At 57.8% G+C, this 18,638-nt stretch carries 18 protein-coding genes and 1 other annotated feature; of the genes, 4 read left to right on the top strand and 14 right to left on the bottom strand.

Going from position 1 to position 18,638, the window contains the following annotated elements:
- Positions 1–52: 52 nt before the first annotated feature.
- The 3 genes from ABLV76_RS14615 to tal all read right to left on the bottom strand — a co-directional run bounded on the left by ABLV76_RS14615 (position 53) and on the right by tal (position 3,114).
- Positions 53–1,354 carry an MFS transporter gene (locus tag ABLV76_RS14615; protein ID WP_004204230.1) on the bottom strand — a complete coding sequence of 434 codons (1,302 nt, stop codon included), beginning with the start codon at positions 1,352–1,354 and terminating at the stop codon, positions 53–55.
- A gap of 119 nt (positions 1,355–1,473) precedes the next feature.
- The gene (mog, locus tag ABLV76_RS14610; protein ID WP_004204229.1) at positions 1,474–2,061 is read right to left on the bottom strand and encodes a molybdopterin adenylyltransferase; all 588 of its coding nucleotides are present in this window, start codon (positions 2,059–2,061) and stop codon (positions 1,474–1,476) included.
- A 99-nt stretch (positions 2,062–2,160) separates the two neighbouring features.
- Positions 2,161–3,114 (bottom strand): transaldolase, encoded by a 954-nt coding sequence (gene tal / locus ABLV76_RS14605; protein WP_004204228.1) that lies wholly within the window; start codon positions 3,112–3,114, stop codon positions 2,161–2,163.
- Positions 3,115–3,316: 202 nt separating this feature from the next.
- Between tal and ABLV76_RS14600 the strand changes: the two genes are divergently transcribed.
- The gene (locus ABLV76_RS14600) at positions 3,317–4,747 is read left to right on the top strand and encodes a sodium:alanine symporter family protein (RefSeq protein ID WP_004204227.1); all 1,431 of its coding nucleotides are present in this window, start codon (positions 3,317–3,319) and stop codon (positions 4,745–4,747) included.
- 77 nt (positions 4,748–4,824) lie between these two features.
- A complete protein-coding gene (yaaA, locus tag ABLV76_RS14595; protein ID WP_009309177.1) occupies positions 4,825–5,598 on the top strand; it encodes a peroxide stress protein YaaA in 774 nt (257 codons plus the stop codon).
- A gap of 48 nt (positions 5,599–5,646) precedes the next feature.
- Here the strand turns inward: yaaA and thrC are convergent, their stop codons facing one another.
- The 6 genes from thrC to yjjY all read right to left on the bottom strand — a co-directional run bounded on the left by thrC (position 5,647) and on the right by yjjY (position 11,910).
- Positions 5,647–6,927, bottom strand: a complete 1,281-nt coding sequence (thrC, locus tag ABLV76_RS14590; protein WP_002887863.1) for a threonine synthase — start codon at positions 6,925–6,927, stop codon at positions 5,647–5,649.
- A 3-nt stretch (positions 6,928–6,930) separates the two neighbouring features.
- The gene (gene thrB, locus ABLV76_RS14585; protein ID WP_002887853.1) at positions 6,931–7,860 is read right to left on the bottom strand and encodes a homoserine kinase; all 930 of its coding nucleotides are present in this window, start codon (positions 7,858–7,860) and stop codon (positions 6,931–6,933) included.
- A gap of 1 nt (position 7,861) precedes the next feature.
- The gene (gene thrA / locus ABLV76_RS14580; protein ID WP_156234830.1) at positions 7,862–10,324 is read right to left on the bottom strand and encodes a bifunctional aspartate kinase/homoserine dehydrogenase I; all 2,463 of its coding nucleotides are present in this window, start codon (positions 10,322–10,324) and stop codon (positions 7,862–7,864) included.
- Between the two features lie 25 nt (positions 10,325–10,349).
- Positions 10,350–10,467: a sequence feature (Thr leader region), on the bottom strand.
- Positions 10,406–10,474, bottom strand: coding sequence for a thr operon leader peptide (gene thrL, locus ABLV76_RS14575; RefSeq protein ID WP_004222578.1), 69 nt, complete (start codon positions 10,472–10,474; stop codon positions 10,406–10,408). Its footprint overlaps the feature before it by 62 nt.
- Positions 10,475–10,685: 211 nt before the next feature.
- On the bottom strand, positions 10,686–11,372 hold the full coding sequence (locus ABLV76_RS14570) for a tRNA/rRNA methyltransferase (protein ID WP_004204223.1): 687 nt from the start codon (positions 11,370–11,372) through the stop codon (positions 10,686–10,688).
- 397 nt (positions 11,373–11,769) lie between these two features.
- The gene (yjjY, locus tag ABLV76_RS14565) at positions 11,770–11,910 is read right to left on the bottom strand and encodes a protein YjjY (RefSeq protein ID WP_004146984.1); all 141 of its coding nucleotides are present in this window, start codon (positions 11,908–11,910) and stop codon (positions 11,770–11,772) included.
- 95 nt (positions 11,911–12,005) lie between these two features.
- On the opposite strand from yjjY, the gene arcA reads away from it, so the two are divergent.
- Complete coding sequence (gene arcA, locus ABLV76_RS14560) at positions 12,006–12,722, top strand: two-component system response regulator ArcA (RefSeq protein ID WP_002887843.1); 717 nt, start codon at positions 12,006–12,008, stop codon at positions 12,720–12,722.
- Positions 12,723–12,784: 62 nt separating this feature from the next.
- Here the strand turns inward: arcA and creD are convergent, their stop codons facing one another.
- Genes creD through creA form a run of 4 tightly spaced genes read right to left on the bottom strand, consistent with a single transcriptional unit; the run spans position 12,785 to position 16,802 of the window.
- Positions 12,785–14,143 carry a cell envelope integrity protein CreD gene (gene creD / locus ABLV76_RS14555; protein WP_069135399.1) on the bottom strand — a complete coding sequence of 453 codons (1,359 nt, stop codon included), beginning with the start codon at positions 14,141–14,143 and terminating at the stop codon, positions 12,785–12,787.
- 59 nt (positions 14,144–14,202) lie between these two features.
- Positions 14,203–15,627, bottom strand: coding sequence for a two-component system sensor histidine kinase CreC (creC, locus tag ABLV76_RS14550; RefSeq protein WP_017901225.1), 1,425 nt, complete (start codon positions 15,625–15,627; stop codon positions 14,203–14,205).
- Positions 15,627–16,316, bottom strand: coding sequence for a two-component system response regulator CreB (gene creB, locus ABLV76_RS14545; protein WP_064187927.1), 690 nt, complete (start codon positions 16,314–16,316; stop codon positions 15,627–15,629). Before creB ends, creC begins: the two co-directional genes overlap by 1 nt.
- A 12-nt stretch (positions 16,317–16,328) precedes the next feature.
- Complete coding sequence (creA, locus tag ABLV76_RS14540; protein ID WP_032455527.1) at positions 16,329–16,802, bottom strand: protein CreA; 474 nt, start codon at positions 16,800–16,802, stop codon at positions 16,329–16,331.
- A gap of 209 nt (positions 16,803–17,011) precedes the next feature.
- Between creA and robA the strand changes: the two genes are divergently transcribed.
- Entirely contained in the window at positions 17,012–17,881 is an 870-nt protein-coding gene (robA, locus tag ABLV76_RS14535) for an MDR efflux pump AcrAB transcriptional activator RobA (RefSeq protein ID WP_004204217.1), read from the top strand.
- Here the strand turns inward: robA and gpmB are convergent.
- The gene (gene gpmB / locus ABLV76_RS14530; protein ID WP_004204216.1) at positions 17,878–18,525 is read right to left on the bottom strand and encodes a 2,3-diphosphoglycerate-dependent phosphoglycerate mutase GpmB; all 648 of its coding nucleotides are present in this window, start codon (positions 18,523–18,525) and stop codon (positions 17,878–17,880) included. The two genes, robA and gpmB, sit on opposite strands and share 4 nt — an antisense overlap.
- Positions 18,526–18,638 lie beyond the last annotated feature (113 nt).

The following is an 18,638-nucleotide window of genomic DNA, read 5'->3' as shown; positions in this document are numbered from 1 at the left end:
CCGCCGCCGCCCTGTGACAGGGCGGCGGCTGGTCATCATCGGTAAACCCTGCTTAGCGCTGCAGCTCCCCTTCCGGCAACCTCGCAGCCGTCAGCCCCTGACGCAGCCAGATACCTAATCCCAAGCCCATCAGCGACAAGGCCAGAACATACCAGGCCGGGGCCATCGGCGACACCCCCATCAGCATCGTGACGGCAATCGGCGTCAGGCCGCCAAAAATCGCGTACGACAGATTGTAGGAAAAGGAGATGCCGGTGAAGCGCACTTCCGCCGGGAATGCCCGCACCATGACATAAGGCACCGCCCCCACCACGCCCACGCAGAGTCCCACCGTACCGTACAGCAGAAACAGCCGCTGCGGGCTGGCGCCGGACAGGTGATAAAATGCCCAGCTGGCAACCGCCAGCAGCAGGCTGCCGACGATAAAGGTGCGGCTGGCGCCGAAGCGGTCCGCCGCCAGCCCGGCGAGCAGACAGCCGATGCACAACATAATCGTGGCAATGCTGTTGGCCTGCAGGGTCATCGCCGGGGCGAAGCCATAGTGTTTCTGCAGCCAGACCGGCGACATCAGGATCACCACCACCACGCCTGCCGACAGCAGCCAGGTCAGCAGCATAGAGACCGCCACCGCCTTCTGGTGCTTGAGGACGACCGCCTTTACCGGCAGTTCCTGCGCCAGCGCTTTGCGCTGCTGCATCTCAAGAAAAATCGGCGTCTCCTGCAGCCAGCGGCGCAGATACATCGCCACCAGGCCAAATACGCCCCCCAGCAGGAAGGGGATCCGCCAGCCGCCGTCGTGGATCCCCTGCGGCGTCAGGCTGGTGTTGATAAGCGTCGCCACCACCGATCCCAGCAGGATGCCTACGGTCAGGCCGGCCGTCAGCGTGCCGCAGGCGATACCAATGCGTTTTTCCGGAACATGCTCGGCGACAAACACCCAGGCGCCAGGCACCTCGCCGCCGATCGCCGCCCCCTGCAGGATACGCATCAGCAGCAACAGCAGCGGCGCGACGATGCCCACTGAGCTGTAGGTCGGCAGCAGACCAATCGCCAGGGTCGGCACCGCCATCAGCAGAATGCTGAGGGTAAACATTTTCTTGCGCCCTACCAGATCGCCAAAGTGGGCCATGATGATCCCCCCCAGCGGACGCGCCAGGTAACCGGCGGCGAAAATGCCAAAGGTCTGTACCTGGCGCAGCCATTCCGGAATATCCGCGGGGAAGAAGAGCTCGCCGACGACGGCGGCGAAGAAAACGAAGATGATAAAGTCATAAAACTCCAGCGCGCCGCCAAGGGCGGCCAGCGTTAGCGTTTTATAATCCTGGCGGTTGAGCGGTCGGTTTGCATATGACATAACGCGATTTCATCCTGAGGTGTGCAGCGTATTTTATAGTGTGTAAAGTAAACAGCACTATATCGTAAATAAAACGGCACACCATCAGCGATGCAGGTTATGTCACAAATGCATCAAATTCAGGATAAAGTTTCGCGTCTGGCGCTTTTTGGACGAAATGCTTCTACCACACGGCCATCGGTTTCCACATAAGGCCCCTCCAGCAACTGTACACAATAAGGTACACTTGCGAAAATACCGTGCACCAGCACGTTGCCGTCAGCATCTTTCACCCCTTCCAGGGTCTCCTGAATCGCTTTCGGTTGTCCGGGTAGATTGAGGATCAGCGCCTGCTTGCGGATCACCCCGACCTGCCGGGAAAGGATCGCCGTCGGCACAAAGTGTAGGCTAACCTGGCGCATTTGCTCGCCGAAGCCCGGCATCTCGCGATCGGCAATCGCCAGCGTGGCGTCGGGCGTCACATCGCGACGCGCAGGGCCGGTTCCGCCGGTGGTCAGCACCAGGTGGCACCCCATCTCGTCAACCAGTTCGCACAGCGTTTGCTCAATAATGACCTGCTCATCCGGAATCAGGCGAGTCTGCAGTTCAAAAGGGGTAGTGAGGGCACGCGCCAGCCACTCTTCCAGTGCCGGGATGCCTTTGTCCTGATAGACGCCGCTGGAGGCGCGATCGGAAATGGAAACTAAGCCGATTCGTAAGGTATTCATGGTTATTCCGTTCAAACTGTAGCGTTAAACGAAATGATACACTGCTGCTGGCGGGACAGACAGTGTAATGTGGCCGACGGGCGTCGGCCACCTGCAGGATTACAGCAGTTCGCCGATCATTTTTTCCAGTTTTTCCTGGTCGATCGCAAACTTACGGATACCTTCCGCCAGTTTGTCTACCGCCATCGGATCCTGGTTATGCTGCCACAGGAATTCAGATTCGGTAATACGCTCCGGACGTGCTTTCACTTCACCGGTGTACACCAGTTTACGCTCAACGGCCCCTTCGCTCTCGGACAGCTCTTTCAGCAGCGCTGGCGCGATGGTCAGGCGGTCACAGCCAGCCAGTTCGAGAATTTCACCAACGTTACGGAAGCTAGCGCCCATCACTACGGTTTCATAACCGTGCTGCTTGTAGTACTCGTAGATTTCGCTGACGGAAACCACGCCCGGATCTTCTGCCGGCGCGTACTCTTTCTTGTCGGTGTTGGCTTTGTACCAGTCGAGGATACGACCAACGAACGGCGAAATCAGGAAGACGCCCGCTTCGGCGCAAGCACGAGCCTGAGCGAAGGAGAACAGCAGGGTCAGGTTGCAGTTGATGCCTTCTTTTTCCAGCTGCTCAGCGGCGCGAATGCCCTGCCAGGTGGAAGCCAGCTTGATCAGAATACGATCGTTGCTGATGCCCGCGTCGTTATACAGCTTGATGATGCGCTTAGCTTTGGCGATAGACGCTTCGGTGTCGTAGGAGAGACGTGCATCCACTTCGGTGGAGATACGGCCCGGGATCAGTTTCAGGATTTCGAGACCGATGTTCACCGCCAGCTTATCGGAAGCATCAAGGATCTGCTGCGCGCGATCGCTGCTCTGGCTACGAGCCCAGGCCACAGCGTCGTCAATCAGCTTACGGTACTCAGGGATCTGAGCCGCGCCGAGGATCAGGGAAGGGTTGGTGGTGGCATCCTGAGGCTGATACAGCTTCATTGCCGCAATATCTCCGGTGTCAGCGACGACAGTGGTGTACTGACGCAGAGAAGTTAATTTATCCGTCATGATATATTTCTCTTAAACAGCAGTTAAGGGGATGTAACCGGTCTGCCCAGATGATAACACGCTGCCGGGTCAGCGCAACCGCCGACGAGAGAAGAGCGCAGAGTGTGATAAACTATGCAGATTAATTTGCTGAAAGCGCAAGGATTGTCACTTAATTGGTAACGCTTACACTGGCGTGCCGGCATGGACAAGAGGATGTTTAATGCCTGATTTTCTCTCATTTATCAATGAAATACTCTGGGGCTCAGTGATGATTTATCTGCTACTGGGCGCCGGCATCTGGTTTAGCTGGCAAACCCGGGGTATTCAGTTCCGTTACGTGCGCAAATTTAGCCGCAGTCTGAAAAAAAGCCTGCACCCGCAGCCGGGCGGTTTAACCTCATTTCAGGCGTTATGTACCAGTCTTGCCGCCCGGGTTGGCAGCGGTAATCTTGCCGGCGTCACGCTGGCCATCGCCGCCGGCGGACCAGGAGCGGTATTCTGGATGTGGGTCTCCGCCCTGCTCGGCATGGCCAGCAGCTTCGCCGAATGTTCCCTTGCCCAGTTGTATAAAGAACGCGATAGCCGCGGCCAGTTTCGCGGCGGCCCGGCCTGGTATATGGCGCGCGGGCTCGGCATGCGCTGGATGGGCGTGCTGTTTTCGATCCTCCTGCTGCTGGCCTATGGTTTTATCTTCAATACCGTGCAGGCTAACTCCGTGGCCCATGCCCTGCGCTATGCGTTCGATCTGCCGGCGGCGGTCAGCGGCGGCGTGCTGGCGGTTGTCGTTCTGCTGGCCATCCTCCGCGGTTTACGCGGCGTGGCGCGCCTGATGCAGTGGATAGTGCCCATCATGGCGCTGCTATGGATCGCCACCAGCCTGCTTATCGGCCTGTGGCATATCACCGCCCTGCCGACGATTTTCGCCACCATCTTTCGCTGCGCCTTCGGCTGGCAGGAAGCCGCCGCCGGCGCGGTGGGCTACACCATCAGCCAGGCGCTGACCAGCGGCTTTCAGCGCGGCATGTTCTCCAATGAAGCAGGGATGGGCTCTTCGCCTAACGCCGCCGCAGCCGCCGCCTCATGGCCGCCGCACCCGGCGGCGCAGGGTATCGTGCAGATGATAGGCGTGTTTATCGATACCATCGTGATCTGTACCGCCAGCGCGATTATCGTCATGCTGGCGCCGCGGCCCGACAATGAATATACGCTCAATGGTATTCAGGACTTGCAACACGCGATGAGCGTGCTGGTCGGCGGCTGGGGAGCGGATTTTATCGCCCTCATCGTGCTGCTGTTCGCTTTTAGCTCTATCGTGGCCAACTACGTGTATGCGGAAAATAATCTGATCTTTCTGCATCTGGATAAGCCGCGTTATATCTGGGGTCTGCGAATACTCACCGTCCTGATGGTGCTGTTGGGGACCCTGGTTAGCCTGCCGGTCGTCTGGCAGAGCGCGGATATCATTATGGCGCTGATGGCGATGACCAACCTGACGGCCATCCTGCTGCTCTCCCCGACGGTGCGAATTATCGCCAGTGATTATCTGCGTCAGCGCCAGCTGGGCATCCAGCCCACTTTTGATGCATCGCGCTATCCCGAGATTCACCAGCAGCTGGCCCCGGGCGCGTGGAATGAACTGCCGCGCGAATAACGCGGCAATCGCAGCTATCGATCCCACCATGCACTTTTTTTGTTAAAATTCGTCGAAATTACCTGCAAGGACTGGATATGCTGATTCTGATTTCACCTGCTAAAACGCTCGATTATCAAAGCCCGCTGGCAACGACTCGCTATACCCAGCCCGAACTCCTCGAGTATTCTCAAGAGCTTATCAGCATCGCCCGTCAGCTGACCGCGCCGCAAATCGGCAAGCTGATGAGCATCAGCGACAAGCTGGCGGATCTGAACGCCACCCGTTTCCACGACTGGCACCCTGACTTTACGCCGCAAAATGCCCGCCAGGCGATCCTCGCCTTTAAGGGCGATGTCTACACCGGCCTGCAGGCAGAGACGCTCACTGAGGACGACTTTGACTTCGCCCAGCGACACCTGCGCATGCTCTCCGGCCTGTATGGCGTGCTGCGCCCGCTGGACCTGATGCAGCCCTACCGCCTGGAGATGGGGATCCGTCTGGAAAACCCGCGCGGTAAAGATCTGTACCAGTTCTGGGGCGATACCATTACCGAGAAGCTGAATCAGGCGCTGCAGGCTCAGGGCGACGATATCGTCATCAACCTGGCTTCCGATGAGTATTTTAAATCGGTGAAAACGCAAAAATTGCAGGGCCAGCTGATCAAGCCGGTCTTCCTCGATGAGAAGAACGGCAAATTCAAAGTGATCAGCTTCTATGCCAAGAAAGCCCGTGGCCTGATGAGCCGCTACATTATTGAAAATCGCTTAACCCAGCCGGAGCAGCTGAAATCCTTTAATAGCGAAGGCTATTTCTTTGATGCGGAGGCATCGGAGAAAGGCGAACTGGTGTTTAAACGCCACGAGCAGTAAGTAAGCGTCCCCCTGCGGCGTTCGACGCGACAGGGGGACGGTAAGGATTTAGCCCATCATCAGCTTACGCAGCGCGGCGAAATCCGCCGGCAGGTTGTGAGACAGCAGCGGCAGGTCGGCGCGGTCGGCCAGCTCTTTCGGCAGCGGCAGGGTCTCCTGCAGGATCTCCTCCACGCTCTCTTTGAACTTCGCCGGATGGGCGGTGCCGAGGAACAGACCGTACTCTCCCGGCTGCAGCTGATCGCGCAGCGCGCGCCAGGCAATCGCCGCGTGCGGCTCAGAGATGTAGCCGATGGCCTTCAGCTCGCGCATTGCCGCTTTGGTGGTCTCATCATCGACCGCGGCATAGCCCAGCTCGCTGAGACGCCAGATTTTACGGCGGAACAGCTCTTCGACACGCGGCCAGTTGTTCGGCTGGCTGACGTCCATGGCGTTGGACAGCGTCGCCTGGGTGGCTTTTGGCGCCCACTCGCCGCCCTGCAGATAGCGCGGAACAGTGTCGTTGGCGTTGGTGGCAGCGATAAAGCGTTTGATCGGCAGACCCAGCGACTTCGCCAGCAGACCGGCGGTCAGATCGCCGAAGTTGCCGCTCGGCACAGAAATCACCAGCTGATTGCGGGCTTCCTGCGGCAGCTGCGCCGCCGCTTCGAAGTAGTAGCAGATCTGCGCCAGCAGGCGGCTGATGTTAATGGAGTTAGCCGAGTTCAGCCCCAGCGTCGCCTTCAGTTCTTCATCGTCAAACGCCTGCTTCACCAGCGCCTGGCAGGCGTCGAAGTCGCCGTCAATCGCCACGGTTTCGATGTTGCCGCCGAGAGTACAGAACAGCTTCTCCTGCAGCGGGCTGATCTTGCCGCGCGGATAGAGGATCACCACCTTAACGTTCGGCAGACCATAGAAAGCATGCGCCACCGCCGCACCAGTATCGCCAGAGGTCGCCGTGAGGATGGTGACCGGCTTGTCGCCCGCAATGTGGGTCAGCATCTGCGCCATAAAGCGGCCGCCGAAATCCTTGAACGCCAGCGTGGGGCCATGGAACAGTTCCAGACAGCCGACATCCTCCTGAACCTTGCTCACCGGCGCCGGAAACGCAAACGCCGCGCGGACCCGCTGCTGCAGGACATCCTGCGGGATCTCATCGCCGATAAAGGCGGATAAAATTTTGGCGCTGCGGGTGACAAAGTCCTGCGCCAGCATATCGTCGATTTCAGTCAGGCTGAATTCCGGCAGATCGTGCGGAAAGAACAGGCCCTGATGCTTGCCAAGTCCCTGGGTAACGGCCTGCGCAAAGCTGACCTGCTCATTGTGATCTTTTAAGTTATACAGTTTCATTGGTTATCCCACTACGCGTGCGCCCGCCGTATCCAGCCGGCAAATATGAACAAAGCCTTCCTGATTCTGTAGATAGTGCGCGCCAAGCCAGTCGGCGACGCGCTGTGCGGTGTCCGGCTTATCGCACAACGCGAATAGCGTTGGGCCAGAGCCGGAGATGCCGCAAGCCTGGGCGCCCATCTCCATGGCCGCCTGACGCGCTTCGCTAAAGCCCGGCAGCAGTTTGGTTCGGTACGGTTCGGCAATCACATCTTTCATCAATTTTGCCGCCAGCTGCGGCTGGCGGGTGTAGCAGGCATGAATAAAGCCCGCGAGGTGGCGACCATGGGCGATACAATCCTGACGGCGGTACTGCGCCGGCAGAATCGCCCGCGCTTCGGCGGTGGAGACTTTAATCCCCGGATAGGCCAGCACCCACAGCCACTCATCAAACCCGGGCACCTGCTGGCTGATAATCCCATTCTCTTCGATCATCAACTGCATGCCGCCAAGATAGCACGGCGCCACGTTGTCGTAGTGAATGCTGCCGGAGATACGCCCTTCCATCTCCCCCATCAGCGCCAGCATGCGCGTCTCGTTCAGCGGCTTACCGCAAAACTCGTTCATCGCCACCAGCGCGGCGACCACCGAGCAGGCGCTGGAACCCAGCCCGGAACCAATCGGCATGTTTTTTTCCAGCGTCATCGCCACCGGCACCGTCTTACCGATCTCCCGGCAAAAGCTTTCCCAGCACTGGTAAACAATGTTCTCCTGCGGCGCCGTCGGCAGTTTGCTGGCGAAGCGTCCCAGATTCTGCAGGCTGAATTGCTCCGCCGCTTCGACAGTGACGTTGTCGCCAAGCAGCGTGCCATCGACCGGCGTGACCGCCGCGCCCAACACATCAAACCCGACGCTCATATTGGCACTGGAAGCCGGGGCATATACTTTGACCATCTTAAACTCCTAACTTCCAGGAAAGGGTGCGCAGCAGGTCGGCGAATACGCCGGCCGCCGTGACGTCGTTCCCGGCACCATAGCCGCGCAGCACCAGCGGCAATGGCTGATAATAGTGGCTGTAAAAGGCCAGCGCGTTCTCGCCATTTTTGACTTTGTACAGCGGATCGTTACCGTCAACGGCGGCAATTTTCACCCGGCAGGTACCATCCTCTTCGATATTACCGACATAGCGCAAGACTTTACCTTCATCGCGCGCCTTAGCAATCCGCGAGGCGAACTCATCATCCAGCGACGGCAGGCGAGCCATAAAGGTCTCGACATCACCGCTGGCGTCGAAGTCCGCCGGCAGCGCCGACTCGACGATAATGTCCGACAGCTCCAGTTCACGTCCGGTCTCACGGGCCAGAATCAGCAGCTTACGCGCGACGTCCACCCCGGATAAATCGTCGCGCGGATCCGGCTCGGTATACCCCATCTCACGGGCCATTGCCGTCGCCGCCGAGAAACTCCCCCCCTCATCCAGCTTGCCGAAGATAAACGACAGGGAGCCGGAAAGGATCCCGGAGAAATGGCGCAGTTCATCGCCGGCGTTGAGCAGGTTCTGCAGGTTCTCAATCACCGGCAGGCCAGCGCCAACGTTCGTGTCATAGAGGAACTTGCGGCGCGAGCTGCTCGCCGCGTGGCGCAGCTGATGATAGTAATCCAGTGAAGAGGTATTGGCCTTTTTATTCGGCGTGACCACATGGAAACCTTCGCGCAGGAAGTCGGCGTACTGATCGGCGACCGCCTGGCTGGAGGTACAGTCGACGATCACCGGATTCAGCAGGTGGTACTCTTTTACCAGGCGGATCAGGCGACCGAGATTAAAGGGTTCTTTCGCCTCCGCCAGCGCTTCACTCCAGTTTTCCAGATTCAGACCATGCACGCTGGTCAGCAGCGCCTGAGAGTTGGCCACGCCGCAAACGCGCAGATCGATATGTTTGCTCTTCAGCCAACCCTGCTGGCGTTTGATCTGCTCCAGCAGCGCGCCGCCGACGCCGCCGACGCCGATGACGAACACTTCGATCACCTGATCGGTGTTGAACAGCATCTGATGGGTCACGCGCACGCCGGTGGTAGCATCGTCATTGCTAACCACCACCGAAATGGAGCGCTCGGAGGAGCCCTGAGCAATCGCCACGATATTGATATTGGCGCGGGCCAGCGCGGCAAAAAACTTTGCCGAGATACCGCGCAGGGTGCGCATCCCGTCGCCCACCACCGAGATAATAGCCAGACGCTCCATAATGGCCAGCGGCTCCAGCAGTCCCTCTTTCAGCTCGAGGTAAAACTCATCTTCCATCGCCCGTTTGGCTCGCGCGCAGTCGCTCTGCGGCACGCAGAAACTGATGCTGTACTCGGAGGAGGATTGGGTGATCAGCACTACCGAGATGCCGGCGCGGGACATGGTGGCGAAGACGCGGGCGGCCATGCCGACCATGCCTTTCATCCCCGGCCCGGAAACGTTGAACATCGCCATGTTGTTGAGGTTAGAGATGCCTTTAACCGGCAGATCGTCCTCGTCGCGGCTGGCGCCGATGAGCGTTCCCGGCGCCTGCGGGTTGCCAGTATTTTTAATCAGACATGGGATTTGGAATTGGGCGATAGGGGCGATGGTGCGCGGGTGCAGCACTTTCGCGCCAAAATAGGAGAGCTCCATCGCCTCCTGATAAGACATCGATTTCAGCAGACGCGCATCCGGCACCTGGCGCGGGTCGCAAGTGTACACTCCGTCGACATCGGTCCAGATTTCGCAGCAATCGGCGCGCAGGCAGGCGGCCAGCACCGCAGCCGAATAGTCGGAGCCGTTGCGCCCCAGCACCACCAGCTCCCCCTTCTCATTGCCAGCGGTAAACCCGGCCATCAGGATCATATGGTCTGCCGGGATCTGGCTGGCGGCGATGCGGCGGGTGGATTCGGCGATATCGACCGTGGACTCCATGTAGTGACCAACGGCAAGCAGTTTTTCCACCGGGTTAATGACACTGACTTTATGACCACGGGCTTCCAGCAGACCCGCCATGATGGCGATGGAGAGCTTTTCGCCTCGGCAGATCAGCGCGGCATTGACGCTATCCGGGCACTGACCCAGCAGGCTAATACCGTGCAGGACATGCTTAATCTGAGCAAACTCCTGCTCAACAAAGGCTTTCAACTGGGCGAGCGGGAAAGCGGGCTGGGCGTCGGCAAGGCCCTGAAGAAGTTCGGCAAAAATGCGTTCAGCGTCGGCAATATTGGGGAGGGCATCCTGGCCGCCAATGGTCTTTTCAATCATCGCTACCAGATGGTTAGTGATCTTCGCCGGGGCAGACAGGACGGTCGCTACCTGCCCCTGCCTGGCATTACTCTCCAGAATATCGGCAACCCGCAGAAACCGTTCCGCATTTGCCACTGATGTACCGCCGAACTTCAACACTCGCATGGTTCTTACCCCTTGATCTCTTGTCAAAAAAAAAGCCCGCACTGTTCAGGTGCGGGCTTTTTTCTGTGTTTCCTGTACGCGTCAGCCCGCACCGTTACCTGTGGTAATGGTGGTGGTGATAATGGTGGTAATCATGCCGATGCGATTCATGGATGTTGTGTACTCTGTATTTTTATCTGTCTGTGTGTCCTGCCTATATTGGTTAAAGTATCTGCCGTCTTAAGTCAATGAATTTCTCAATTAACCCCATTTCAGCCGGCTTACGTATTGCGCCACCCCGACAAGAAAAAACACCCAGATTGGCGGAACACCTCCCGTAAAAACAGTACATGCAACCATAAATAAAAAATATGACAGAACTTTATTCTGGTAGGTTTTTTTCAATATCATGCAGCAAACGATGCAACATTGCCGTGTCTCGCTGCTGCAGCAGCCCCAATCGTTGCGACAGCCAGTCGGCCAGTTTGGCATCGTCCTCCACGCCCAGACGCGAAAGCAAGGCCATGGTGCGGAGGCGCAACGCCTGCAGCTGATGATGGTCTGCCGCGGCAGCGGCGGGAGCCGATTGTTGCATAAGCGATGCTAATTGATAGCAGTAAACCATCACCGACTGACCGAGGTTCAGCGACGGATAATCCGCGACCATCGGCACGCCGGTCAGCACATCGGCCAGGGCCAGCTCCTCATTGGTCAATCCGGCGTCTTCACGGCCAAATACCAGCGCGGTATGGGTCATCCAGTTCGCCTTCTCCTCCAGCAGCGGCAACAACTGCTGCGGCGTGGCGTAATAGTGAAACCGCGCGCGACTGCGGGCGGTGGTGGCGACGGTAAAATCGACGTCGTGCAGCGCCTCAGCAAGGGTGGAATAGGTGGTGATGCCATCGAGGATGTCGCCTGAGCCGTGCGCCACCCAGCGTGCCGCCGGCGCCAGATGGGCTTCACTGTCCACGATCCGCAGATCGCGAAATCCCATAGTTTTCATCGCCCTGGCGGCGGCACCGACGTTCTCGGCCCGGGCAGGACCGACCAAAATAATCGTTAAACGCATTGCGGTTTCATTCTCTCTCTCAGGCGTTGTCTGAGGCGCGGAGCCCCCCATTTTACGCGGTGAAAATTTACAAATTTGCAACAAAAATCACTAAAATTGCGTTTTCTTACCCATAAAAAAATCTAAACTGTTCTCAGGAGGCCATGACAAGGAGTATGTTAACAGAACCCATTTATCCATATGATGGGCAATGAAATTTCATCTGACGCATCGTTCCAGACATTGGATTCACTGTATTTATTAATTTATCCACGCAACTAGTTGAGCCGGGTAAAGATTGTGACTATAAAGAGCATGGCGATGCAATGATTTCACAAGACTGTTAACGTGCTACAATTGAACTTGATATATGTCAACGAAGCGTAGTTTTATTGGGTGTTCGGCCTCTCTTAGCCTGTTATGTTGCTGTTAAAATGGTTAGGATGTCAGCCGTTTTTGACACCGTCGGGTCCAGAGGGAAAGTACCCACGACCAAGCTAATGATGTTGTTGACGTTGATGGAAAGTGCATCAAGAACGCAATTACGTACTTTAGTCATGTTACGCCGCGCATGTTAATTTGCGACATGCACCAGGCAGGTCAGGGACTTTGGTACTTCCTGTTTCGATTTAGTTGGCAATTTAGGTAGCAAACATGCAGACCCCGCACATTCTTATCGTTGAAGACGAGTTGGTAACACGCAACACGTTAAAAAGTATTTTCGAAGCAGAAGGTTACGATGTATTCGAAGCGACCGATGGCGCGGAAATGCATCAGATCCTGTCTGAAAATGATATCAACCTGGTGATCATGGATATCAACCTGCCGGGTAAAAATGGTCTTCTGCTGGCGCGCGAGCTGCGCGAGCAGGCCGACGTCGCGCTGATGTTCTTAACCGGCCGCGACAACGAAGTGGATAAGATCCTTGGCCTCGAAATCGGCGCTGACGACTATATCACTAAACCGTTTAACCCGCGTGAACTGACTATCCGCGCGCGCAACCTGCTCTCCCGTACCATGAACCTCGGTACCGTGAGCGAAGAGCGTCGCAGCGTGGAAAGCTACAAGTTCAACGGCTGGGAACTCGATATCAACAGCCGTTCCCTGGTTAGCCCGAACGGCGAACAGTACAAGCTGCCGCGCAGTGAATTCCGCGCGATGCTGCACTTCTGCGAAAACCCGGGCAAAATTCAGTCTCGTGCCGAGCTGCTGAAGAAAATGACCGGTCGCGAGCTGAAGCCGCATGACCGTACCGTTGACGTGACCATTCGTCGGATTCGTAAACACTTCGAATCCACTCCGGATACTCCGGAAATCATCGCTACCATTCACGGTGAAGGTTACCGTTTCTGTGGCGATCTGCAGGAATAATGCGAGTTATTCCGCAGCTATGATGTGAAAACGGCGCCCGAGGGCGCCGTTTTTTTATGCCGTCACTCTTTCCACAGGCGCAGTTTGTCGTCATCAGCAGACGGCGGCGGAGGCGCACTGCCTTTCGGTAACGATAACGCATACCAGTCCACTCGCCGGGTCAAAAACATCAGAATGCTCAGCGCCAGCGCCAGCACACCGGTCCCCAACAGCAGCGCGCTGTCCTCGGAGTGCAGCAGAAACCACATCACCCCATCCAGCAGCAACAGCGCGGCGACAAACAGCAGGCTGTTACGCCATCCCCTGAGCACCGCCTGGAGGTAGATCCCATTCATTACCGCGCCGCACAGACTGGCGGCCAGCCAGGCGGCGGTAAATCCAATGTGCTCCGAAAGCGCCAGCAGCACCAGGTAAAACAGCACCAGCGATAAGCCCACCAGCAAATATTGCATCGGATGCAGGGGTCGATGGGTCAGGCTCTCGAAAGCGAAAAAGGCCATAAACGTCAGCCCGATTAACAGGATGGCATATTTTGTCGCCCGATCGGTTAGCTGGTACTGGTCGGCAAGCGACATGACATCGGCACTGAACGCCGGTAAGCGCGACCACGGGATCTCCATATCATCCTTGAAATAGCTGCCCATATCATTGGCGAACCAGCTGCTTTGCCAGTGGGCGCGATAGCCGGCAGCATTCACTTCGCGTTTCGTTGGCAGGAAGCTGCCGAGAAAGCCGGGATGCGGCCAGTTACTGGTCAGCTGCAGCTCGCTGTTGCGCCCGAGCGGCGCTAGTGAAAATGCGCCCGTTCCGTTCAGATCGAGCGAAAAAGCAATCTCAAGCGGTTTGTTGTCCTCCGCTAGCGCAGGCATCGGCATATGGATGCCCGCCCCATCGCCGCTGATCCCCAGCCCCGGCTCCACGCTTAATACGTTACCATTGACCTCCGGGGCATGGATGGCGCCAATGCCGCGGGCATCGCCAACGCTCACCACCAGCCGCGGCAGGCCCAGGGTGATATGCGTTTTTCGCAGCGACGCCAGACGCAGCGGATCGAAGGTGGCCTTAATCTGCAGGGCGTTATGCCATACCTGCCCGCTGTAGATGCCCACCCTTCTCGACTCCACGGTCTGTTTGCCGGTGACCGCCAGCGACTCCGGCAGCCAGTAGTACACCCAGCTACGCTGATAGGCGACCTCTTTTTGGTTCTCCCTGCGGGTCAGCGTCTCGGTTACCGGAATAGCGATCAGCGGCCCGGCGAGTTTTTGCGAACCGCTGGTGCTCTGCTCAATGGCGTCCACTACCTCGCTGCGATAATCAGCCCGCTCATTGATGAGCTCCCTGACCATCATTAAAGGTAGAGATAACAGCACAATACAGCCTATTAGCGTGGTGATTTTCCAGAATAACGGTGATTTCAACATAGCTTTCTCCCTATCGTGATGGCCTCACCATAGGGCGGCTGTGTGGGGAGAATTTGAAGCTATGTGAAGGGACGGTGAAGTCTCAGCGTAGCGACCACGCCGCCTTCGGGCCGATTGCGCAGACGGATATCGCCATGATGCAGGCGCGCCACTTCACGAACGAAGGCCAGCCCAAGGCCGCTGCTCTTGTGGCCGTCTTCACGCGGTAGCGAGTAGAACCGCTCAAAGATCCGCGTCAGGGCATAGTCCGGAATACCGCATCCGTTATCCGTTACGCTCAGTTGCACCTCTGCATTTCGTTTCTCTACCCCCAGGGCGATCTCGCCGCCCTGGGGGGTAAAATCAATCGCGTTGTCGAGCAGATTACCCAGCGCCTGGGCCAGCAGTTCGCCATCGCCATTGACCAGCATCCCACTCGCCTGCCAGCGCAGAGTAATGGCTTTCGCCGCCAGGGCGATGTCGCGCTCCTCCGCCAGGCGTTGGTATAGCGCATCTATCGACACCGGCTGTAGCTTTATCTCCAGCCGGCTTTCCAGTCGCGCCTGCTGGAGTAACCGCTCCACCAGCAGCTGCATGCGGGTGTTCTGCGCAAGGATATTCTCAGTAAACCGCGCCGCCACCGCAGGCGGCGGCCCTTCGCGCAGAATCTCCGCCGCACCGCGAATAGCCGCCAGCGGACTTTTCAGCTCGTGCGTCAGGTCATAGACATAGTTTTCGATGGCGTTTTTGCCTTCGAGCTTCACCCGCATGCTCTCCAGCGCCTGGGCCAGCTTACGCAGTTCGCTGCTGCCGACCTCCGGCAACGGCAGCGGGCGGTCAGCGGTCACGGAGTCCGCATAGCGCACCAGCTTACCGATAGAGAAATTGATCCACCAGACGACGCCGCAGCCGATCAACAGCGCAATGCCCAGCAGGGCGCCGCCGGCCCAGAGGATCCGCCGCTCGCTGCGCTTAATGACCGGCGTCATCGCCAGGTTGGGTTTACCGACGCTCAGCACGCCGATAATCCGCCCCTTATCCATCACCGGCGCGGCGATATACATCACCGAGCTGGCTTCATCATGCGGATCGCTGCGCGAACTGCGCGCGCCATACTGCCCGCGCAGGGTGAGCCAGACGTCGTTCCAGCGTGAATAGTCCTGCCCTGTCGCCTCTCCACTGGAGTCAAACACGACCTTGCCCCGGGCATCGGTCAGATAGACGCGGTACTCATTACGCACCTTTTTAATTCCGCCAATGTTGGCGTTTAGCCGCTGCTGGTTGAGCTGTTGAAAGGCCTGCGCCAGCCTGCCCTGCTGCGGGTTTGCCGCCAGCAGGTCCTCACGCGCCAGCGCCGCCAGCAGGGTGGCGGTATCGTTGAGGGTCCCCTCCGTCGCCCGGCGCACGCCCGGCTTCACTTCCTGGACAAAGATCGACAGTACAAACCAAGCGGCGATCGCGACGATAAGAAAATAGCCCAGCAGCAGGCGCATGCCGATGCGCATCAGCAGCGCCCCAGGCTGTAACCCATCCCGCGATGGGTATTGATTGGCGACAAATCAGGATTCACGGCCCGCAGTTTAGCGCGCAGGGTTTTGATGTGGGTGTCGACGGTGCGGTCGAGGCTTTCCCAGGCATCGCTCCATACCCGCTCCATCAGCTGCTGACGGGAGAAAACGCGACCGGGCGCGTGAAGCAAAGTTTTCAACAGCAGAAATTCATAGCGCGTCAGGTTCAGGCGCTGGCCGAACCAGCTTATCGACGCCGCCTGCTCGTCAAGCACAAACTCGCCGACGCGAACTACCGACGAAGGCGCGGCAAATTTTTGCAGCCGTCGCAGCACGCTGCGCACCCGCGCGCAAACTTCGCGCGGCGAAAACGGCTTGGCGATGTAATCGTCAGCGCCGATTTCCAGCCCCAGCAGCTTATCGACCTCATCGCTCCGCGCCGTGAGAAACAGCACCGGTAGCGCCGGATAACGTGTCAGCAGGCGCCGACAGAGCTCGAAGCCGCTGATATCCGGCAAGCCAACGTCGAGGATGGCGACATCGGGCGCCTGATGCGCCGCCGCCTCCAGCGCGGGCAACCCGCGGTCGAAGACGGTGACCTGGAAGCCCTCCTGCTGGAGCATATAAACCAGGGTATCGGCGATACTCTGTTCATCCTCAACTAACCAAATCCATGGCTGCTGCATGCGCGCTCCCGTTTATTTATTCCAGGGCATAATCGGCACGGCGCTGATGGCGTTCTTCGGCGAACCATCAACTACTTTATCCGAATAGGTCAGGTAGACCAGCGCATTGCGTTTCGCATCATAGAAGCGAACGACCTGTAGCTTTTTAAACACCAGCGAGGTGCGCTTCTGGAACACCACGTCACCCTGGCTTTTGCCATTTTTGATTTTGTCCGTCAGCTCAATCGGCCCGACCTGCTGGCAGGAGATGGCCGCGTCGGAGGTATCCTCCGCCAGACCCAGCCCGCCTTTGATCCCGCCGGTCTTCGCCCGGCTGATATAGCAGGTCACGTTCTGGACATCCGGATCGTCAAAGGCTTCGACGACAATTTTGTGATCCGGTCCTAACCATTTGAAGACCGTATCCACGGAACCAATCTGCTCCGCCTGAGCAATCTGACAGCAGGCCAGCAACAGCAGGCCCATCGCAAACTTCTTGTATTTCATATTGTTACCATTATTAAAAAATATAGCTAAGTGATTATCACGGACTTAGCAGAAAAGGTTTATAGATCACAGCTTTACAAAATTATCGTTCAGATCCACTGACCTACCGCATTTAAAAGCAAAAAAAACACTGAATGCTAAAACATCAAAAAATGCTATTATCCGCTACTTTAATATCAGGCACCTGTGTTTAAGGATGGGGACATTTTATGGATCAAGCAGGGATTATTCGCGATCTCCTTAGCTGGCTGGAAGGTCACCTGGATCAGCCGCTTTCTCTGGACAATGTGGCGGCGAAGGCAGGTTATTCCAAGTGGCATCTGCAGCGAATGTTTAAGGATGTCACCGGCCACGCTATCGGTGCCTATATTCGCGCGCGCCGGTTGTCGAAATCAGCTGTCGCATTACGCCTTACCGCCCGTCCAATCCTTGATATTGCGCTGCAGTACCGTTTCGACTCCCAGCAGACCTTCACCCGGGCGTTCAAGAAGCAATTCTCGCTGACGCCGGCTCTCTACCGCCGCTCGCCGGACTGGAGCTCGTTCGGTATGCGTCCGCCGCTACGTCTTGGCGAGTTTACCCTGCCGAAACATGAATTTGTCGCCCTACCCACGACTCAACTGCTCGGTGTGACTCAGAGCTATACCTGTAAGCTGGAGGAAATCTCCGACTTCCGCAACCAGATGCGGGTCCAGTTCTGGCGAGATTTCCTCGGCAACTCGCCGTCGATCCCCCCGGTGCTCTACGGGCTGCATGAACCGCGTCCGAGCCTGGAGAAAGACGATGAGCAGGAAGTGTTCTATACCACCGCGCTGACGCCGGAGATGGCTAACGGCCACCTGCAGAACGCCCATCCGGTGACGCTGGAGGGCGGCGAGTATGTCATGTTTACGTATGAAGGGCTGGGTACCGGCCTGCAGGAATTCATCCTGACGGTCTACGGCACCTGCATGCCGATGCTGAACCTGACGCGTCGCAAGGGGCTGGATATTGAACGCTTCTATCCTGAAGATGAAAGCCGGGATCAGGCCACGCCGATTCAGTTGCGCTGCGAGTATCTGATCCCGATCCGCCGTTAACGCTGCAGCTCGTCCATCGCGGGGGCGTCAAGATGCGAGACGTCGCCCGCCGTTTCCACCACCCAGCCGGAAGCCAGCCACGGGCTTTGCTGATAATCGACGCGCGAGATCGAGCAGTTGCGCAGGCGCAGACGACGCTCTGCGTATGCCGGCAGCCCTAAAATCGTACTCACCAGGCAGCCCAGCGCGATACCATGACTCACCAGCAGCGGTCGACTACCGGCCGGTAATTCCAGACAGGCGGCCAGCGCCGCATGCATACGTTCGCTAAGCTCCTGCATCGATTCGCCCTGCGGAATGCGACCATCCGGCGTGCCGTTGACCAACTGGCGGCGCCAGCCCTCTTCTTCTTCGCTGAGCGAGTCAATATGGCGCTTCTCCAGCACTCCCATATCCAGCTCGCGCAGGCGCGCATCAGCGATCACGCTGCAGCCGCAGGCTTCGGCGATAATCTCTGCTGTGCGACGGGTTCGCCCCAGATCGCTGGTAATGATATGGGTGATCCCCAGCGTTCTGGCGCGCTCGCCAACCTGCCAGGCCTGGCGCTCACCGTGTGCGGTCAGCGGGCTGTCGGACTGACCCTGAATACGTCGCTCGGCGTTCCACTGCGTTTCACCGTGGCGAACAAGGTATACCTGTAACATGCTTTTTTTCCGTTCTGAACTCGTTATCGACCGCTTGCGGGCATTACCGACTGCCCTGGGGGTGATTTAGAGTATACTGCGATGACGTTAGTTTATTCTGAGTTGTTTTGATT

Origin of the sequence: Klebsiella sp. GB_Kp047 (genome assembly GCF_040065235.1) — a bacterium.
Taxonomy (GTDB): domain Bacteria; phylum Pseudomonadota; class Gammaproteobacteria; order Enterobacterales; family Enterobacteriaceae; genus Klebsiella; species Klebsiella quasipneumoniae.
This window is presented reverse-complemented; position numbering and strand designations above follow the sequence as displayed.

Bases quoted from the DNA above. Each gene is read 5' to 3' on its own strand.
- ABLV76_RS14615 (WP_004204230.1), bottom strand. From the start codon at position 1,354: ATGTCATATGCAAACCGACCGCTCAACCGCCAGGATTATAAAACGCTA.
- mog (WP_004204229.1), bottom strand. From the start codon at position 2,061: ATGAATACCTTACGAATCGGCTTAGTTTCCATTTCCGATCGCGCCTCC.
- tal (WP_004204228.1), bottom strand. From the start codon at position 3,114: ATGACGGATAAATTAACTTCTCTGCGTCAGTACACCACTGTCGTCGCT.
- ABLV76_RS14600 (WP_004204227.1), top strand. From the start codon at position 3,317: ATGCCTGATTTTCTCTCATTTATCAATGAAATACTCTGGGGCTCAGTG.
- yaaA (WP_009309177.1), top strand. From the start codon at position 4,825: ATGCTGATTCTGATTTCACCTGCTAAAACGCTCGATTATCAAAGCCCG.
- thrC (WP_002887863.1), bottom strand. From the start codon at position 6,927: ATGAAACTGTATAACTTAAAAGATCACAATGAGCAGGTCAGCTTTGCG.
- thrB (WP_002887853.1), bottom strand. From the start codon at position 7,860: ATGGTCAAAGTATATGCCCCGGCTTCCAGTGCCAATATGAGCGTCGGG.
- thrA (WP_156234830.1), bottom strand. From the start codon at position 10,324: ATGCGAGTGTTGAAGTTCGGCGGTACATCAGTGGCAAATGCGGAACGG.
- ABLV76_RS14570 (WP_004204223.1), bottom strand. From the start codon at position 11,372: ATGCGTTTAACGATTATTTTGGTCGGTCCTGCCCGGGCCGAGAACGTC.
- yjjY (WP_004146984.1), bottom strand. From the start codon at position 11,910: ATGACTAAAGTACGTAATTGCGTTCTTGATGCACTTTCCATCAACGTC.
- arcA (WP_002887843.1), top strand. From the start codon at position 12,006: ATGCAGACCCCGCACATTCTTATCGTTGAAGACGAGTTGGTAACACGC.
- creD (WP_069135399.1), bottom strand. From the start codon at position 14,143: ATGTTGAAATCACCGTTATTCTGGAAAATCACCACGCTAATAGGCTGT.
- creC (WP_017901225.1), bottom strand. From the start codon at position 15,627: ATGCGCATCGGCATGCGCCTGCTGCTGGGCTATTTTCTTATCGTCGCG.
- creB (WP_064187927.1), bottom strand. From the start codon at position 16,316: ATGCAGCAGCCATGGATTTGGTTAGTTGAGGATGAACAGAGTATCGCC.
- creA (WP_032455527.1), bottom strand. From the start codon at position 16,802: ATGAAATACAAGAAGTTTGCGATGGGCCTGCTGTTGCTGGCCTGCTGT.
- robA (WP_004204217.1), top strand. From the start codon at position 17,012: ATGGATCAAGCAGGGATTATTCGCGATCTCCTTAGCTGGCTGGAAGGT.
- gpmB (WP_004204216.1), bottom strand. From the start codon at position 18,525: ATGTTACAGGTATACCTTGTTCGCCACGGTGAAACGCAGTGGAACGCC.